Genomic DNA, 18,647 nt, shown 5'->3' with positions numbered 1-18,647 from the left:
GCTTCAGTGTTTACCAGACACCTTGCTTTTATTACTCTACAGATGGTAGTGTTTTGTAAGGATGATTTAGCAATAAATGTTTTAAATAAGCCAATATTACAAGCAAATCCGTGAAGTGATATCCCGATTATTCATTGGGTCGGGCATGCTTATGCGCGCAGAAATCTTTATGCATAAGGAGGAGGAAAGCATATGCCATCCCCGCTTAGTTAATCTATTTAACCTTTTTTAGTCCATTTGCACTAGTGCTAATAGTTAGGTATTAATTACCATGTGCAGACATCACCGTATCCTTTTCAGATAAACTGTTAAGAAGTCGATTCCGCTGAAGTGGTAACGACTTCTTATTAACGTAAGACGCGGATGTTCTAACCGCCAACTTTAGATGTTCCTATGCCCATTTAAAACAAGCCCCCGGCATTTTTGCCAGGGGCTATTCTTTTTGCGGGGAAGGCATTAAAAAAGGGAAGTATTAATAAAAAGTTAGCTCATTTTCCGTAGAGAGGACTGGCGAATAGTCAGCTCACAATTGATCATTTCTTTAGCGGCAGGTGTTGTGTTATTAGCCTCCAGCTGCTCAAAATAATAGTTGGCGGCCTGTTTCCCCATCGTGTGGGTAAATTGTTCAACGGAGGAAAGGCCGGGGGAGACCATCTCGGCAAACATTTCATTGGCAAAACCAAATACACCGAGTGCCTCGGGTACTTTTATATGAAGAACGGCAGCTGCCTGCAGTACACCTAAAGCCACATAGTCCGTTGCGGTAAAAATAGCATCCGGAGGATCCTTCTGCTGCAATAGTTCATTGGCTATAGCCATTCCATTTTCTTTTGTCAGCGCATTATCTGTGACAAAGTGGTAGGGAATGGAAATGCCGGCTTTCTTTAATGCTTTCAGGTAGCCTGATTTTCTTTCCCTGTAAATGCTCAGATGTTCGGGGCCACCGATATAGGCTATCCTGGAATAACCCTGATCCAGCAGGTGACTTACCACTTTAAAGGCAGTTTCCTCATTATTGTTGATAATCTGGTGGCTTTCTATTTTATCGGTTGTTCTATCAAACTGTATCAGTTCAATATTATTGTCCCTGACTTCTTCCAGATGATTGAAAGTCAGGGTTTGTGAAGACAGGGAGATAATAATACAGTCTACGTTCAGCTGTATCAGTTTTTCAACAGCCAGCACCTCTTTTTCAAATAACTCTTCTGACTGACAGATAATAAGATGGTGTTTGTGCTCGAAACAACTCTCTTCTATACCTGCTATGGCATTTGAAAAGAAGTTTTCATTTATTTTAGGAACCACCACGCCAATTGTGCGTGAAGATCCTTTTCTTAAATTGGCCGCATTCGAATTATGACGGTAGTTCAATTCCTGTGCTTTCATCTTCACCATCATTTTTATTTTGTCGCTGATAGTTGGATGATCGTTGAGTGCCCTGGAAACGTAAGAAGCAGAAATACCGAGTGCATTTGCCAGGTCGTAAATCGTGAGCCTTTTATTCTTCCTCATTTATCTGGATGGAATTTTAACTGGAATTACTTTTAGCCTGTATTCTCAATTTAAAATAAATTATGAAAACGATTTCAAATTAACAGCCAAAATGTATTTTATCCATATTTACAAGCAAAATATGAATTATTTGTACTTACTTATCTCTTTTTAAAATTAAATTTCGAAATCGATTTCAAGTTTTTATATTTGTTAAACTTCAGAGGAGGTAATGTAAGATTAGCCAATTAATTTTTTGCCACGTTATTGTAGGTCGGCCTGCTGATCATTATTTTCTGATGCCATTTTATATAAGTGTCTAGTTGACAGTAATTAGAATTAATCATCGTCCTGATAAATTTCATACTTATGGAACGCAGAACCATCATAAAAGGATTAGCAGGAGTATTGCCCGCACTCTGGATATCAAAGGCAATGGGTAATAGTTTGGCTGGAATAGCGACACCCGGAGAGCCGGTTGCCAAAGGCCCGTTTAAAGCATCGTGGGAATCGCTCAAACAGTATACGGTGCCGGATTGGTACCGTAATGCCAAGTTTGGCATATGGGCACACTGGGGGGCGCAGTGCCAGCCGGAGCATGGCGACTGGTACGCACGGGGGATGTATGAAGAAGGTGGCTGGCAGTACAACTCGCATGTGAAAGAATATGGTCATCCTTCTAAAGCGGGGTTCAAAGACGTAATCCGGCAATGGAAAGCAGAGAACTGGAACCCGGACGAGTTAATGGAATTATATAAAAATGCCGGCGCACAATACTTCGTGGCGCTGGCTAACCACCATGATAATTTTGATAATTACAACAGTAAATACCAGCCCTGGAATTCCACAAAGCTGGGACCGCAGAAAGATATCATCGGGGGGTGGGAGAAAGCGGCACGTAAACAGGGGCTTCACTTTGGGGTAAGCGTTCACGCGGCTCATGCCTGGACTTTTTATGAAACAGCCCAGCGCTCAGATAAGAATGGCCCGCTGGCCGGCATACCTTATGATGGCAAACTAACGAAGGCTGACGGCAAAGGTACCTGGTGGGAAGGCCTCGACCCACAGGGCCTATATGCGCAAAACCATGCGCTCAGCAAAAATGCTGAAGATAGCGGTATGATTCACAAGATATGGAACTGGGATGCTGCCCAGGGATGCACCATCCCGGATAAAGCCTACTTTGAGCAGTTCTATAACCGCACGATTGACCTGATTAATAAGTATTCACCTGATCTTATTTATTTCGACGATACCGCACTTCCTTTGTGGCCTGTAAGTGATGCTGGTCTGAGGATAGCTGCGCACTTGTACAACAGCAGCATCAAAAAACACGGGAAATTACAGGCCGTACTGAATGGAAAGATCCTGGATGAAGAACAGCGTAAATGTATGGTGTGGGATATAGAACGGGGCCAGAGCAACCAGATTGAACCTTTTGTATGGCAAACCGATACCTGCATCGGTAGCTGGCATTACGACCGTTCCATTTACGATAACCGTCGCTATAAAACGGCTAAAACAGTGATTCACACATTGGCAGATGTGGTAAGTAAAAATGGGAACTTCCTCCTGAGTATTCCTGTAAGAGGAGATGGTACGATTGATAGTGAGGAAAGAAAAGTAATAGCCGGCATCACTGCATGGATGGGCATCAATAGTGAAGCGATCTATGATACGCGCCCCTGGAAAATATTTGGCGAAGGCCCCGCCATTGAATCTGCGGCACCATTGAGTGCACAGGGTTTCAACGAAGGCAAAGGCAAGCCAATGGGAGCGGCTGATATACGTTTTACGATGAAAGGAGATGCGTTGTACTGTATCGTGATGGGCTGGCCTGTTAATGGAGCCGTCAACATAAAATCTTTATCGGGTAACAGTCAGCACTATCCTGGGAAAATAAGGCAGGTGGAATTACTGGGAGGAAGCGAATCGCTGCATGTTGAACGCGGTGATAACGGGTTGGTGGTGAAGCTGCCGGAAAACAAACCTCATGAAGATGCCTTTGTATTAAAAGTGCTGCCTGCATAAATATTAAGGTTAAAAGGTCAAAGAAAAGAGAGATGACTTTTCCAAAGATTGTATTTGGCACCAGCGGATCGGGAAACTTGCTTATGGTGTTGGACACCAGGCTAACCCGGAACAGGTAAAAGACGTCTTCGCAAGCTGGCTTCTTCTGTGCAACGGGGTGATAAAAGCAATGGTAAATATGGATTAGTGGAGATGGTAGAATGGATTTGTCGGAATAACGCTGACTCTTACCTGTTAAACTTGATGCAATGCGTTACCTTTTTTGTTTTTTGGGGCTTTTACAATCTTTTTATGTTTTAGCACAAAGCGAGCATTATAATTTTTCCAAGATCAATACGTATACCGGTCTGTCACATAACCAGGTAAATGCCGTGATAAAAGACCGGGACGGTTTTTTATGGTTTGGTACTACATATGGACTTAATCGCTATGACGGATATTCCTGTAGAATATTTCGTAAAGATCACAATGACAGTTCATCACTGAAGGACAATAATATCCTGTCACTTTATGAGCTACCGGATAAAAAAATGTGGGTATCGACAATGGGCGGCCCCTGCATTTATAATCCGGATACAGAGAAATTTAATGCCAACAGCGATAGCTATTTACATTCCATCGGTTTGCCATCTGGTKCTGTTTCCAATATTGTAAAGGGCAGCAGCAACAGATACTGGTTCCTGTATGATGATAAGGGCTTATTTTTGTATTCAGCTGATGATAAAATTGTAAAACCATTTAAACAGAAGGCAGGTCAGCCTTCTGAAAAAATTACATCTATAAACGAAACCACGGATGGAAAGCTGTGGCTGGTATACCAATCAGGTGTTTTGCAGGAGTATGACATCACGCTGGAAAAAATAATTTTTTCCACTGCTGTTTTACAGAAACAGAATAAAGGTGATAACCCATACCGTCTTTTTATAGACAACGATAATGATATCTGGCTCTGGAGATACAACTTCGGCATTTTTCTTTTTCACCCGAAAGATAATACCATCACACAGTTTGATAAGAATTCTTTTCCAACGAGATTGAGTTCAGAACTGGTAAGCCAGGTTGTTCAGGATAGTAATGGTTTGATATGGATAGGAACCGATCATGGAGGAGTAACGCTGATCGACAAAAAGAACAGGCTCAGCACCACCAGTTATCTGTTGAACAATCCCAATGATCCAAAGAGCATCAGCCAGAATAGCATCACCACGATCTATAGAGATGACCAGGGAATTATATGGCTGGGAACTTACAAGCAGGGCGTGAATTATTATAATAGTAACATCGTTCAATTCTCCTATTACCATCACCAGGAATTAAATGGGAAAAGCCTGCAGTTCGATGATGTAAACCGTTTTATTGAAGACAAAGCTGGTAATATCTGGATTGGCACCAATGGTGGAGGATTGATCTACTTTAATAGAAAGAATAATACTTTCAAACAATACCTGTATGATCCGAGAAATGAAAACAGCCTGAGTAACAATGTGATTGTGAGCTTGTGGATGGATCATGAGGATGTTCTTTGGATCGGAACATACCTGGGTGGCCTCAATCGCTTCGATGGCAGGAAGTTTACCCGATACAGGCATAGCGATCGTGATTCCGGTAGTTTGACAGATGACAAGGTATGGGAAATATTTGAAGACAGGGATCGGAATTTATGGATCGGCACTTTGGGGGGCGGCATGGATCGTTTGGACAGAAAGACAAACCAGTTTTATCATTATAGAAGTGGGCAGGGAATTATACCTTCTAACTATATTTCTGGCATGATGCAGGACAGGAAGGGGAATTTATGGATTGGCACAGGTTCCGGTATTGCGGTTATTGGAAAGAATAACACTGATGCTGTTGTTTATCAGGATACAAATAAAAAGAACAGTTTAAGCGATAATGCTGTTATGAGCCTTTTGGAAGACAGTAAAGGACGGATTTGGGTAGGCACCAGAGAGGGTTTGAATTTGTTTGATGAACAAAAAAAAGAGTTTCAGACATTCACCATATCCAACGGTCTTCCCGATAATATGATCCTGAATATTCTTGAGGATAATCACCAGACACTCTGGATCTCTACGCCCAATGGTTTATGTAACGTCATTCCCCGCCAGGAGAATAAACAGATGGCTTTTTCTGTCATCAGTTATGATGCCGCAAACAACCTGCAAAACCGTGAATTCAACGATAATGCGGCATTAAAGACGAAGACAGGTGAATTGATCTTTGGCGGACCTTCTGGTTTTAACATTATTAATCCTGCTGCTATCGGTAAATCTGTTTATCATCCTAAGATTGTTTTTACCGGTTTTCAGATATTAAATAAGAATATAGAACCCGGCGAATTGGTCAATAGCAGGGTACTCCTTAAACGCTCTTTATCTCAGCTTCAAAGTATTGACCTGAAATATAAAGAAAACGTTTTTTCTATCGACTTTGCTGCACTTGATTTTTCTCATAACGCCTATGACAGATATGCATATATGCTGGAAGGGTTTAATGAAGACTGGTTGTATACCGATGGTAATCAGCGGAGAGCCACCTATACAAATCTTAATCCTGGTCATTATGTTTTTAAAGTGAGGATTTTGAACAGGACTGGTTTGTGGAGCGACATAAAAACGCTGCAAATTCATATTGAACCCCCATTCTGGAGAACGCCCTTTGCATATATTATATACCTATTGGTCGTTGCGGGACTGTTTTTACTTATCCGACGTATTACGTTAGAGAGGATACATATGCGCTTTGAAGTCCGGCAACAGCGCAGGGAAGCTGAAAGGGCCCATGCGCTGGAACAGTTAAAGACAAAATTCTTTACCAACGTAAGCCACGAATTCCGCACACCGTTAAGTCTTATTATTGCACCACTGGATAAAATCATTCAGCATACTTCAGATGAAGAACAGGTAAAGCAGTTAAGTCTTGTGCAGCGTAACGCAAAGCGCCTATTAAATCTTGTAAACCAGCTGCTCGATTTCAGGAAGATGGAAGTGCAGGAAGTAAAATTGCATCCTGCTATAGGCGATATTGTTAGATTTTGTAAGGAAACCAGTTACTCTTTTACTGATATAGCAGAAAAAAAGAAGATCCGGTTTTCATTCGCGTCCAACGTAGATAGCCTTGAAATTTATTTTGACAGGGATAAAATCGAGAAGATTTTATTCAACTTGTTATCCAATGCATTTAAGTATACTCATGATAATGGGATGGTGAGCGTTAACTTAACGTATAAGCAGCCGGCAAATGATGAAGCGGATGGAACATTGGCTATTGAGGTGAAGGATGCTGGTATTGGCATTCCGGCCGATCAGCATGAAAAGATATTTGAACGATTTTTTCAGACAGATGTTCCGGAGAGCATGGTAAACCAGGGAACCGGTTTAGGTTTGGCCATCACGAAAGAGTTTGTAAGATTGCACAACGGGATCATTACTGTGAAAAGCGAGCCAGACAAGGGGACGTGTTTTACAGTGCTGCTTCCTGCAAAAAAAATATATGTTTCTTCTGGCCGGACTATAACCAGTCCTGTATTCTCAGAGGAAGGAGAACAAATAATGATGGAAGAAAGGAAAAAAGGAGATAAGAAGAAGACAATAGTCATAGTAGAAGACAATGAAGACCTGCGCTTTTATTTAAAGGACAACCTGAAGGGGCAATATCATATTGAAGAAGCCACAAACGGAAAGGAAGGCTGGGAGAAAATAAGACTATTAAATCCTGACCTTGTGGTAAGCGATATCATGATGCCCTTAATGGACGGAGTTGAACTTGCCAGGAAAATTAAAAGCGAAACACTTACTGCTCATATTCCTGTTATCCTGCTTACAGCCATGGGAAGTGAAGAAAAGCAGCTGGAGGGTTTGAAAGCAGGGGTGAACGATTACATCACCAAACCTTTCACTTTTGAAATCCTGGCTTCGCGCATCAGTAATTTGCTGGCTCAACAGCGGTTATTACAAAAGCGGTTCCAAAAGCAGATAGAAGTCAATCCCAGAGAGGTGACGATAACGCCGGTAGACGAAAAATTCCTTCAACAGGCAATGGAAATTATTGAAAAACAAATAGATAACCCGGAATTTTCAGTAGATGAGTTTAGCAAAGAGATGTACATGAGCAGGGTTACCCTGTACAGAAAGATACAATCGCTGACCGGAAAGTCACCGTTGGATTTTATTCGGTCGATCCGTTTGAAAAGAGCTGTTCAATTGTTAGACAAAAGCGGGATGTCTATTTCTGAAGTGGCATACCAGGTAGGTTTTAATGATCCAAAGATATTCCGCAAGATTTTCAAGGAAGAATTCAAAATTACGCCTTCAGAATATTTGGCTAATCTTAAGAATAAAAACCTTTAATCGCTTACCTATTGAAATATTATTGGTGATATCCAGTTATTTGCAACATTTGTGCCCCCTGGTTGAATGATTTGACTCCCGGGTTTCTGCCGGCATAGCAATAGTTTTACAGGATCTAATCCACGTATATGAAATTGCGATTGCTGCTGTTTAGCCTGCTGGCTTCTGCGCTATTTAATAATTTATTGATGTTGCCGCATCCACACAGCAGAGTCAGTGACACTTCAAAATGGTGTGAATACTACCCAAACGATTTTAGCATCTAAGGTAATAGAAACAAAGAGGCTGGTGCAGATATCTTACGCCCAAATTACATTATCAGAAATGTATTGAAACAAATTACGGGTGGTAGGAAGCCAGTCATGCTATATTATTATCAGGACAGCCGGGTAGGGAGAAAAGAGGATGTTGGATGAATGCAACATGGAGGCCCGGTTTTCCCTGGTTTTTGAAAGTCAGTCTTATGAACAGGGGATGGTGATCATGAATCCTCAGGTAGAATAAATTAAACGATATGGGAAGTTTTTTAAAAAAGATAGAGTGAAATCTAACTCCCTGTTAAGTCTTTGACGGGGAAATTTACTGAATTGTAACATTTGGGCCTCATGGTTGAATCAAGTGGCCCCCCTGATTGAGACAACATAACAATAGCTTTACAATATTCAATCCACGTATATGAAACTACAATTGCTGCCACTTTGCTTGTCGGCTTATGTCTCGTTTGGTGACTTACCGGCAAGTCCATCTGCTCATATGGCAGATCCTGACCATCTGTTGACGTTTACTGTTCCTCTGCTTAGTCGTTTACCTAAAACAGTTAAACTTGAAGTCGTCACTGATCATGTTGAAAAAGTGATGTATGAGAAGGAATTCTATTGAAAAAGAATTAGCACGTATCGATTGCCTGGTTCCTGTCACAAATGTTCCGGCGTTATGAAATGTCATCCTCGCTGAAAAATGCCTGTTGAGGATAATCATCTGCACAAGTTAAAATTAAAAAAATGAAGTCAACCAAAATGATTCGCTTGCGAATACTACCGCTATTGGGTATTCTTTTGGGATTCCTTTCCAGCATAAACCTCTCTGCACAAGCATTAAAAATAAGTGGTAGAATCATCAGTAAAAGTAATTCCCCGATTCCGGGCGCCACTGTTACCTTAAAAAACACCAGCCGCTTTACTATTACTAATGGAGAGGGGCGGTTTACGATCGATGCTGCCAGTGGAAGTGTATTGGTAATTACGATGATAGGTTACCAGAAAAAAGAAGTGGTGGCTAAAACTGCTTCCCTGGAAATAGAAATGACGGAGAATATTTCACAACTGGAGGATGTGGTGGTAATTGGTTACGGCAAAGTAAAACGGCCGGACGTTACTGGCGCGATATCTTCTGTTTCCGGTGACGAGATCCGCAAAACACAACCAGTCACCCTGGACCAGGCTTTACAAGGGAAGGTTCCCGGGTTAGTGGTTCAACAAATATCAGGTCAACCAGGTGGAGCGGTGTCTGTACAGATCCGTGGTTTGTCTTCTTTTGGCGGAGGTTCTCCGATGTATGTAGTAGATGGAATTATCATTGGCGGTACAGCTACATTGGGCGCGGGAGTCAATCCGTTGGCAGGGCTCAATCCTTCCGAAGTGGAGTCCATTGATGTGTTGAAAGACGCATCCGCTACGGCAATTTACGGTTCGCAGGCAACAAATGGTGTAATCGTAATAACCACCAAGAGGGGACAGGTTGCTCCACCGAGTATTTCTTACGATATGTACACCGGCTACCAGCAGATACCTAAAAAGTTGCCGGTGATGAATTTAAGGGAGTATGCCACGTTTATAAATGAAAGGAATACAGGTTTAGGATGGGGATTTGATACCCGGCCGGAATTTGTCAATCCAAAGTATCTGGGCGAAGGCACTAACTGGCAGAAAGAGCTTTTCAGAAATGCGCCGATGTCCAACCATACCTTAACTATTAATGGAGGGGATGTAAGAACACAGTATCTGCTTTCGGGGTCTTATTTCAACCAGGAAGGTATTGCCCTTGGCTCCAATTTCCGCAGGATGTCGTTAAGACTGAATCTTGATAATAAAACGACCAATTGGTTAAAGATCGGTACCAGTCTTCAATTAGTTAATATCAAGGAAAGTGTGAATTCGACCAGCTCGAATGTCATTAATACCGCATTAAGTCAGACGCCGGATATTGCCGTGAAAAATGAGGATGGTAGCTGGGGAGGGGCCTATAACCCGAACGGATGGGTGAACAGTACGGTGAACCCATATGCGATTGCCCTCATTAATAAAGACCAGGCAAAAAGAAACCAGCTTTTTGGTAATTTATATGCAGAAATTGCTTTTACCAAAGACCTCACCCTTCGAAATGAAGGCACTGCAAGTTTTTCAATGGCAACGCAGGACCGGTTTAGTCCTTCCTATACATTTGGTCTTGTGAAAAATAATACTAACAGCGCGTCCTATGATTATTCGCAAAGTTTATTTACAACGTTAAGAAACTTCCTTACCTATTCACATCTGTTTAAAGACAGGTACAATGTAAATGTGTTACTGGGGCATGAGGCACAACTAAGCACCAATGAAGGTTCCGGCGCCTCCAGGTCAAATTTCCCTTCTAATAATGTGCAGGTAATCAGTAGTGGCGATCCTACCACCGCTGCTAATAGTGGTAGTAAAGGACAAAGTGCCCAGGAATCGTACTTTGGCCGTATTAATTTTGGCCTCAATGACAAGTACCTGTTTACTGTCAATCTCCGTGCAGACGGCTCTTCAAAGTTTGCCCCGGAAAACCGCTGGGTGAATACCTATTCAGGCGCATTTGCGTGGAAATTAAATAATGAAGAATTTCTGAAGACTGCAAAGAATATTAATGAGTTAAAGCTGCGCCTGGGTTATGGGTTAACGAATAATCAGAATATCCGGGACTATGCCTATACCTCCACACTGGCCACGGTGGCTACCGGGCTGACGGGCATCGCACAGCTTACCCAGAATGTAGGGAACCCTTATGTACAATGGGAGAAAACAAAATATGCAAACATCGGGCTGGAGGGAACGCTTTTTAACTGGAGAATAAACTTCTCCGTTGATTTTTATAATCGCAAAACCGATGGTCTTGTTCTGCAGATCCCTTTACCTATGTATTCCGGAACGGCAATTGGTTATTCGCCAGGCTCGATGGAAGCCCCGTATGTCAATGTAGGTACGGTTAATAACAAAGGCTTTGATTTTAGAATCAGTTCCACCAGTATTAAGACCAAAAATTTTAGCTGGAAAACTGATTTAACTGTTTCCCGCAATATTAATGAAGTCCTTAAGCTCAATACAGATGGCGCTTCACTGGACAGGCAGTACAGCAAAACGGTGGTAGGCAGATCTATCGGCGAGTTTTACGGATATGTGATTGACGGAGGCGTGTATGCAACAAAAAAAGAATTGGAGACCCATGCACGACCCACTAAAAATGGTGTGCCATTGCCAGTAGGGGCAGCCGGCGGAAGCATCTGGTATGGTGATCTGAAGTTCAAAGATTTTAATGGCGACGGCATTATCGATGAACATGATCAAACCTTTCTCGGTTCCCCCATACCCAAATACCAAATTGGTTTCAACAATACCTTCTCCTATAAAAATATTGATTTGAATATATTTTTCGCAGCAAATGTTGGCAATAAAGTATTTAATCAGCTTCGCGTAAATGGAGAATACCCGGGCACCAGTTTTGGTTATTTCAAGTCGTTAACGGACTATGCGAAACTAACCCTGATCGACCCGAAAGGGGATGCTACTGATATTGATAATATAAAGGTGACTAACCCAGAAACAAGGATACCCGGGCTTAGAAATGATAATACCAATGATAATAACAGGAATTCTGACAAGTTCGTAGAAAGTGGCACTTTTTTGAGATGTAAAAATATTTCTTTAGGATACACGGTCCCCGAAAAACTGATCAGTAAAGCCAGCATTAAATACCTGAGAGTTTATTTCAATGTCTCCAATGCATTCATTATTACAAACTATAAAGGTATGGACCCTGAGATTGGATCATGGGACCCGCTGAGTGCTGGCGTTGACGGCGGTTTTTATCCGCAGCCCCGTGTGTTTACCATTGGTGCCAACATTAAATTGACCAAATAAAATATTCATCTGTTAATATAAATAGTTATGAGATCAATATTGGATAAAATAATTGTCTTCCTGCTAATTACGATAGCTATAACAGGATGCTCCAAAAGCTTCCTGGATCGTCCGCCACTGTCGCAGATAAGTGCTGATAATTTTTATCAAACTCCCAATGATCTCAGGTTGGCAACAGCTGCATTGTATGCTGGTACACCCTGGGGCAGCTGGAACTATAATTGTTATTTACCTGTCGGTGATGTGCTGAGTGGAAATATGGGAGTTAATTTCTGGGGAGATGCCGTACAACTTAATACTTTTACAGTTACCGGCTTAAACGGCATTATGATTTCCAACTGGAAAGGATTGTATAATGTGATTGCACACTGTAATGTTACTATTAATGCCATTACACAAAAGGCACCGGCTTCCATCCCTGATAAAGACAAATTTGCTGCTATTGCTGAAGCCCGATTTATACGTGGATTTGCCTATTATAATCTGGCTGTGCTATGGGGCGCAGTACCCGTTATTGAAGATAACAGTAAACTGATTGTATCTCCATTGATTAACCGTATAAAAACGGAGGACGTATATAAATTCGCCATTAATGATCTGAGGTTTGCAGTTGGAAATCTTCCACCAGCCGATGCTGCCGGAAGAGTAACTACCTGGTCGGCACAAGGCATGTTAAGTAAGGTTTATCTGACAGCAGCCGGATTAAATCAGCAGGGAGGGACCAGGAACCAGGCTTACCTGGATAGTGCAAAAAAATACGCCGGAAATGTGTGTAAGAACAGTGGCCTGGCATTGGTAGCTAATTATGCGGATCTCTTTAAAACCCAGTTTAACGACAATCCGGAGTCATTGTTTGCATTGCAGTGGGCCCCGGGTGGGGGTTGGTTAGAAGGAAATATGCTGCAGATCTATTCTCCGGGAGGTACAGAAATATCTGCCAATGGATCGGCGGGCTGGTTTGCTATTAGCCCAACCATAGATATGTACCAACTTTACTCCACCAGGGATTCTCTAAGGCGTAAGGCTACCTTTATGATTAAAGGGGATCATTACCCGGAGTTGAACGCTGCAGGCGGAGGATATACATTTACAGGTGATGCCGGATTGAAGAAGCATATTATCGGCACCAATAAGGATAACAGTTCGCCAACAATGAACCTGACTTCCTCTACAGAACATAATGCTTTATTAAGACTGGCGGATGTTTACCTCATTTACGCTGAATCAATACTTGGTAACAATGGTTCAAGTGTTGACGCCGAGGCGCTTCTTTACTTTAACAAAGTTCGTGCAAGAGCCAGGATGGCTCMAACCACTAAAATAGATATCGATACCCTGATTAATGAGCGAAGAATTGAACTGGCGGCAGAGGGACAATATTGGACAGACCTGGTAAGATTATCCTATTACAATCCTTCCAAGGCAATCAGCAAATTAAATGGGGAAAAGCGGGTAACATTTACCATTACGGATGGTGTGGTAACAGCCAAAGATCCATTTGGTACTATTACGCCTGCCACCATTCAAAGTTTCACTTTTCCAATTCCTTCTTCTGAGGTGACGGCCAATCCTAAACTGTTGGAAGCTCCGGTATCTTATTATTAAAAAATACTAAAACTATTATACCGTGAATAAAGTAATATTCAACCAGATTTTCAGGAAGGTACTTTTTGGGGCGCTTACTGCTGTCTTTGCCCTATTGCAATCAGCTTGTAAGAAAGACACCACTGAAGGAGCTCCTGTTATAACAAGTGTTAGAAATTATGCAGCCTCTCCTGATGATACACTTGTTAATGCTATCACTACCGGTCAACGGGTGGTGTTAGTCGGACGTAACTTAAAGGATGCGGTACAGATCTCTTTCAACGGCGTACCTGCCACTATCAGCAGCATCTTGTTTTCAGACACCAGTGCTACCGTATTGGTGCCTGCCGTAATACCATTTCCATCGGTGCCTGCGGAAAGCCTGAATACCATCCGGTATATTACCAAACATGGGGCTACCACTTTTACATTCGGCATTGTGGCCCCGCCGCCCACTATTACCAGCATTTCCAACGAAAACGCCAACGCGGGCGATTCTGTGTATATCTCCGGGTTGAATTTGTTTTTCATAAACAAAATAACTTTTGCCGGTACGCCAATTACCAATTATAAGGCAGCCGGCGATGGTACGTCAATCGGGTTTGTACTACCGGCGCTTTCACAAAGTGGACCGGTGGTGATCGACACAAAATCCGGGATCGTTGCTACCGCCTTTAATGTAAACGATTCCACGACCGGTGTTCTCTGTAATTTTGATAATATAAATACTTTCAGTTGGGGCACCGGCACAGATAACAGCAGCGCCAATTTTCCCGGTAACAGGGGGCGTTATGCAGTGCTAAACAACGATGTTTTGCCTGCCGGTGATGGCAATTGGTGGAATTGGCAACGGAGTATAAATAGCAGCGATGTACAGTGGATCCCTGTTGACAGTTTAAGCGTTTCTGTTGATCAATATGCCGTTAAGTTTGAGATCAATGTACCCGGCGCATGGACCGGCACCTCTGTTTATGTATTAAAAGGTAACTCATTTGATTACATTTCCCGCTATGAACCATGGCAGGGCGCTGATGGCGCCGTTACCCCCTTTTCCACCAGAGGGTGGCGTACGGTGACCCTTCCGTTATCAACGTTCAGAACCAGTGATGGTAAAGGTTCGGCAGCCGCAAGCCTGACTACCTTGCTGGGTAGCACGGCCAAAGGATCTGTAAATATTCATACCAAAAACTTTTCAGCCTCCCCTTCAACTTCCGGTTTAAAAGCTGCTGTCGATAATATCCGGGTGGTGAAGATTAAATAACACCAAAGATTTTTAACCAAATCTCAACAATATGAAAACCAGAAATTGGTATGCACTTATCGCATTGGTGATTTCCGCTGTAATGTTTGCATACTGTAGTAAAAAGAGCGTGGTTGCGCCTGAATTGTCGGTTTCTTTATCTGACATTGCTTTTCAGCCGGAAGGTGGCGCTTCCGATGTAACTATCGCCAGTAACGTAGACTGGAATATTGAAAATCCGGCTACTTCCTGGTTGCAGTTAAGTCAGTCAACGGGTGGTAGCAGCAAGGCTGCTATCCGGCTGACGACTGTACCCAATACCACTGGCGCTTCCCGTTCCGTTGTGCTGGTGGTGAATGCCGGTAATAGCCAGACGCGCAGGGTTAAGGTAACACAGGCCAGCGGCATATATCCCGGCTATAATACATCTCCTGCTCCTGCCAATTCAACTGGTATGGGAAGCAACGCAGTGCAGCTCGCAGCTAAATTTAAACTGGGCTGGAACATCGGCAATACCCTGGAAGCTATTGGTGGAGAAACCGCATGGGGAAATCCCTTGATCAATGAAAGTTATGTACGGGCTGTAAAACAGCAGGGATTTAATGCCATCCGCCTGCCATGTGCGTGGGACCAGTATTCTGATAAAGCGACTGCCAAGATCCAGGATGCATGGCTCAACCGGGTAAAACAGGTAGTTCAATATTGCGTCAATAACGATATGTATGTTTTACTCAATATCCACTGGGATGGTGGCTGGCTGGATGCAAATATTAACAAGGCAAAAAAAGATTCTGTCAATGCGAAACAAAAAGCATTCTGGGAACAAATTGCTACCACCATGCGTGATTTTGATGAGCACCTGATGTTCGCAAGCGCCAATGAACCTCCGGCAGAAAATGCAGAGCAGATGGACATACTCACCAGCTATCATCAAACCTTCATCAACGCCGTCAGATCCACCGGTGGACGTAACAGCTACAGGGTACTGGTGGTGCAGGGACCTGCAACCGATATTGATAAAACCAATAACCTGATGAATACGCTCCCCACAGATGCGGTAAAAGATCGCATGATGGTGGAAGTACATTACTACACGCCATACCAGTTCTGTTTAATGGAGGACGATGCATCCTGGGGAAAAATGTTTTATTACTGGGGCGCAGGACATCATTCTACCATTGAACCAGACCGGAATGCCACCTGGGGAGAAGAAGGGGATGTAAACAGCGGCTTTGGCAAGATGAAAACCAAATTCACCGATAAACAAATCCCTGTCATCATGGGCGAATACGGCGCATACAGGCGTGGCGGCAGCAGGCATGTTCCCAAAGATCTGAACACCCACAATGATGCCGTGGATTATTGGTTGACCTATGTAACCAAACAGGCAATCGCCAGCGGTATGAAACCTTTTTTCTGGGATACAGGTGGTGCTTTGGACAGGCGGAATAATACGGTGCTTGATAAACGCACTATTGATGCCCTTGTTGCCGGGGGCAGATAGAAACAGGCAGGGTTGCTATTGAATATATTGAAACAGGAAATTAACATAAATGAAAAGAATAGTAAGGCAATTAGTATTCGGCTTTACCGGCATCATAATGGCCGGTATAGCCGATGCGCAGCAGATGGTAACCGACAAAATGCAGGAGGAGAAGATCCACTCATTAATCAGTCAGATGACGCTGGAAGAAAAAGTGAGTCTCCTGCATGGCAATTCAAAATTTTACGTATCGGGAGTAAAAAGATTGGGAATTCCTGAATGGGCACTGAGCGATGGCCCTCATGGCGTACGTGCAGAAATAAACCGGCACGACTGGGCTTATGCAGGATGGACCAATGATTCCGCCACCTGCTTTCCTCCTGGTACTGCATTGGCTGCTACCTGGAATCCTAAGCTGGCTTACGGGCGGGGAATTGTACTGGGGGAAGAGGCCCGCTTTCGGAAAAAAGATATTTTACTCGGACCGGGCATCAACATTATCCGTTCGCCGCTTTGCGGAAGAAATTTCGAGTACATGAGTGAAGACCCTTTTCTTATTTCGCGGATGTCAGTTGCTTATATCAAAGCATTGCAGTCAAAAGATGTGGCGGTAAGCGTAAAGCACTGGTTGGCTAATAACCAGGAAGATCATAGAGATTCCATTGATGTGCACATGAGTGAAAGAGCATTACGTGAAATTTATTTGCCAGGGTTTAAGGCATCCATAACAGAAGGCGGTGCCTACACAGTAATGGCAGCATACAATAAATTCAGGGGCAACTGGTGTTCTGAAAATGAATACCTGAACAGAGAAATTCTTCGTAAAGAATTTGGCTTTAAAGGGGTGTTAATGACAGATTGGGCGGCTGCACATACCACCGTCAAAGCTGCTTTAACCGGGCTTGATCTGGAAATGGGGACGGATAAAAAAGATTACAACGAATGGTATTTCGCTCATCCACTCATTAACGCAGTGGAAGAGGGGAAAGTTCCTGTTGCCATTGTTGATGAAAAGGTAGCGAACGTGCTGCGGGTAATGATAAAGACAAAAATGTTTGATGAAGAAAAACGGGAGAAAGGGAAGATGAATACCGCAGCACATCAGCAAGCCGCATATAACGATGCCGCGGAAGCCGCCGTATTGTTACAAAACAACGGAAATATACTTCCACTTCATTTTAATAGCATAAAATCAGTCGCGATTATTGGTGATAATGCCACACGCAGGCATTGTGACGGAGGCCTTAGTTCTGAAATAAAATCGCTGTACGAAATTACCCCGCTGGAGGCTATCCGGAAAAAGTTCGGAGCTACAGTGAAAGTAAATTTCGCTCAGGGGTATGCAAAACAATCCACTTTCAGGGAAGGCAGCAATGCCGGCCAAACCAGCTCAGATAAGATTGATTGGAAATTGATTGATGAAGCGGTAGAAGTTGCAAAAAAATCAGATGTAGTGATCATTTTTGGTGGATTAAATCATGATTTTGATACAGAGTCTTTTGATAAACAAAATATGGATCTGCCTTATGGCCAGGATGTTTTGATCCGTGAGGTGGCCAAAGCAAATCCTAATACGATTGTTGTCATCATCGCCGGATCACCCGTAAAATTATCAGGTATTGTTCATCGGGTACCTGCTATATTATGGTCGTGGTTTGGTGGAATGGAAGCCGGAAACGCAGTGGCCGATCTGTTGAGTGGTAAAGTAAATCCTTCCGGTAAACTGCCATTCACATTGCCGGTGTCGCTGGATCAGTCACCCGCACATGCATTAGGCAATTTCCCCGGTAGAAATCTTGTTGTGAATTATGAAGAAGACATTTTGGTAGGATATCGTTGGTTCGATACAAAGAAAATTGTTCCTCAATTCCCATTTGGATATGGTCTTTCTTATACTGGCTTTTCTATCAGTAATTTTTCTACGGACAAAAGCAGCTATAAAAAAGGAGAAACCATCCATGCAAAATGTACTGTAAAAAATACAGGTTCTTCCGCCGGAGCAGAAGTTGTGCAACTGTATGTCAGCGATCCTGTTTGCACTGTTTTGCGCCCTGAAAAAGAACTTAAAGGATTTGAAAAAATTTTTCTGCAGCCTGGCGAAGCAAAATCGGTGGAGCTGACAGTGAAAATTGCAGATCTGGCATTTTATGATGAAACAAAAAAAGACTGGAATGTGGAAGCAGGTGATTTTGTCATGCACATTGGTAATTCATCGCGTAATATTTCAAAATCGATAAAAATTTCGGTGAAGTAATAAAATACAACGAATATGAAAACCAGCAATTGGCATTGAGCCGGACCGCAATGCCACCTGG

9 protein-coding genes are annotated in these 18,647 nt (G+C 42.9%); 8 read left to right on the top strand and 1 reads right to left on the bottom strand.

Features of this window, described 5'->3' with window-relative positions; all coding sequences use genetic code 11:
* Window positions 1-483: 483 nt before the first annotated feature.
* Window positions 484-1,512 (bottom strand): LacI family DNA-binding transcriptional regulator, encoded by a 1,029-nt coding sequence (locus AC1DCV_RS04900; RefSeq protein ID WP_477022129.1) that lies wholly within the window; start codon window positions 1,510-1,512, stop codon window positions 484-486.
* A 348-nt stretch (window positions 1,513-1,860) separates the two neighbouring features.
* On the opposite strand from AC1DCV_RS04900, the gene AC1DCV_RS04895 reads away from it, so the two are divergent.
* From AC1DCV_RS04895 to AC1DCV_RS04860, 8 genes are all read left to right on the top strand, one after another.
* Entirely contained in the window at window positions 1,861-3,522 is a 1,662-nt protein-coding gene (locus AC1DCV_RS04895; protein WP_477022128.1) for an alpha-L-fucosidase, read from the top strand.
* A 248-nt stretch (window positions 3,523-3,770) separates the two neighbouring features.
* A complete protein-coding gene (locus AC1DCV_RS04890; RefSeq protein WP_477022127.1) occupies window positions 3,771-7,871 on the top strand; it encodes a hybrid sensor histidine kinase/response regulator transcription factor in 4,101 nt (1,366 codons plus the stop codon).
* A gap of 675 nt (window positions 7,872-8,546) precedes the next feature.
* The gene (locus AC1DCV_RS04885) at window positions 8,547-8,750 is read left to right on the top strand and encodes a hypothetical protein (protein ID WP_477022126.1); all 204 of its coding nucleotides are present in this window, start codon (window positions 8,547-8,549) and stop codon (window positions 8,748-8,750) included.
* 122 nt (window positions 8,751-8,872) lie between these two features.
* Window positions 8,873-12,025, top strand: coding sequence for a SusC/RagA family TonB-linked outer membrane protein (locus AC1DCV_RS04880; RefSeq protein ID WP_477022125.1), 3,153 nt, complete (start codon window positions 8,873-8,875; stop codon window positions 12,023-12,025).
* 27 nt (window positions 12,026-12,052) lie between these two features.
* Window positions 12,053-13,630, top strand: coding sequence for a RagB/SusD family nutrient uptake outer membrane protein (locus tag AC1DCV_RS04875; RefSeq protein WP_477022124.1), 1,578 nt, complete (start codon window positions 12,053-12,055; stop codon window positions 13,628-13,630).
* Window positions 13,631-13,652: 22 nt separating this feature from the next.
* The gene (locus AC1DCV_RS04870; RefSeq protein WP_477022123.1) at window positions 13,653-14,870 is read left to right on the top strand and encodes a glycan-binding surface protein; all 1,218 of its coding nucleotides are present in this window, start codon (window positions 13,653-13,655) and stop codon (window positions 14,868-14,870) included.
* A gap of 31 nt (window positions 14,871-14,901) precedes the next feature.
* Window positions 14,902-16,353: a cellulase family glycosylhydrolase gene (locus AC1DCV_RS04865; RefSeq protein WP_477022122.1), complete on the top strand. Its 1,452-nt coding sequence runs from the start codon at window positions 14,902-14,904 to the stop codon at window positions 16,351-16,353.
* Between the two features lie 49 nt (window positions 16,354-16,402).
* Window positions 16,403-18,586, top strand: a complete 2,184-nt coding sequence (locus AC1DCV_RS04860) for a glycoside hydrolase family 3 C-terminal domain-containing protein (RefSeq protein ID WP_477022121.1) — start codon at window positions 16,403-16,405, stop codon at window positions 18,584-18,586.
* Window positions 18,587-18,647 lie beyond the last annotated feature (61 nt).

Source organism: Chitinophaga sp. 10T418 (genome assembly GCF_056394125.1).
The sequence above is the reverse complement of the archived record's forward strand: the minus strand, read 5'-3'. Positions and strand labels throughout refer to the sequence as shown.